Annotated in this window: 1 protein-coding gene; it reads right to left on the minus strand. The window is 41.9% G+C overall.

Translation table 11 applies throughout. The features are described from left to right. Nucleotides 1-480: 480 nt before the first annotated feature. Complete coding sequence (locus AK963_RS29055; RefSeq protein WP_066018733.1) at nucleotides 481-852, minus strand: VOC family protein; 372 nt, start codon at nucleotides 850-852, stop codon at nucleotides 481-483. Nucleotides 853-1,335: the final 483 nt, after the last annotated feature.

The following is a 1,335-nucleotide window of genomic DNA, read 5'->3' on the forward strand; positions in this document are numbered from 1 at the left end:
TGCATCGTGAAAGTTTTCAGGAAAATCGGGAGTTTTAGGCATGACATTAACGGGATGAACAACAGGCTATTTAAAGTATAAAGGCAATCGCAGAATTCGTGACATATTTTGAAAATGAAATTGGTATTACCTGGACAGAGCCGTTATCAATACAAACAACAAAATGCCTGCACCCGAAGCGGTTCTTGCATTTAGTGAGTTTGTCGTAAAAGCGGTAGTAAAAAATCAGAATGTTATAGACGTTAAGTCAGGCGGGAGCCAAGGCTTGATAGAGGATACAGGGTAGTGAGTGATGAGTTCGAATCTGTACGTAAAGTAATAACTCTTAATTATCAAAAATGTAAACCGGCTGAAAAAGCAAAAAGTGTCATTTTGGATTTTTAGCCAGCCTGGAGGACACTTCAACAGGAATTTTCGGCTATTTTACCGGTGTATTCTCCCGTTTAAGCCCTCATCAGCTGTTGGCGGTTCAAAGTAGTTTTATGGAGTGATGCAGAATATACCAAATTTATTTTGGTCTAAATCTCTGAAATATGCCGCAAACACGCCCTCTTTGCGTTCACCAGGGGGGCCTTCACAAGTGGCTCCCAATGAAATGGCTCTATCGTATACTTTTACCACCATTTCATCACTAGATGCTTTTAAGCCAACCATACACCCATTACCACTGGTAGCTTCCAGTTGATTGTGTGGTTTACAAATAGCAAGTCCAACTGAATCATCACTCGTTTTCCAAAGAATTGCGTCTTCTTTTTTTATCACTTGCTTGGCTTGAAACAGTGAAAGCAATTCATTGTAGAATATCTCAGCTTTATTTATATCGTTTGTCCCCAGCAGGATATTGCTGATCATCTCTGATTCCTTGATATGAGCCTATAATGCCATATTCACTGATGCTGTTAAGCGAACTTATGTAGTAACTGGTTATGCCTGGCTTTTAGCATACAGCACTGTACGACTTTCACCTGCATTAACAAGCAGGCGACTGCAGAGGCTCCTGGGCGTACGATGGGGCACATAAGTGAGTACGATTAGTGAAGTAGACAGCGTCATTATCCCACACGACCTGATCGCCAAACACCTGTGCACCCAAATCACCGCTGGTGACCTCACAGTTCATTCGTGAAATAACATCACAATCGGATGTTCCCCATGGAATACGGTAATACTTCCCTTTTTTATTGCGAGTCCACAGTTTATTAATCAGCGTGTCATCACCGATGTAATAAGTCTTCAAAACACCAGTTTAATTTGACCTCCCGATTAACCCTTTTCTGGCCGATTGTTTTCCTGTTGGTATCAAGCAGGGAGCAGCGCCATGACCAATCGAGAGGA

Source organism: Endozoicomonas atrinae (genome assembly GCF_001647025.1).
Lineage (GTDB): Bacteria > Pseudomonadota > Gammaproteobacteria > Pseudomonadales > Endozoicomonadaceae > Endozoicomonas > Endozoicomonas atrinae.

Excerpts from the sequence above, each read along its gene's own strand:
- AK963_RS29055 (WP_066018733.1), bottom strand. The coding sequence starts at position 852 with ATGATCAGCAATATCCTGCTGGGGACAAACGATATAAATAAAGCTGAG.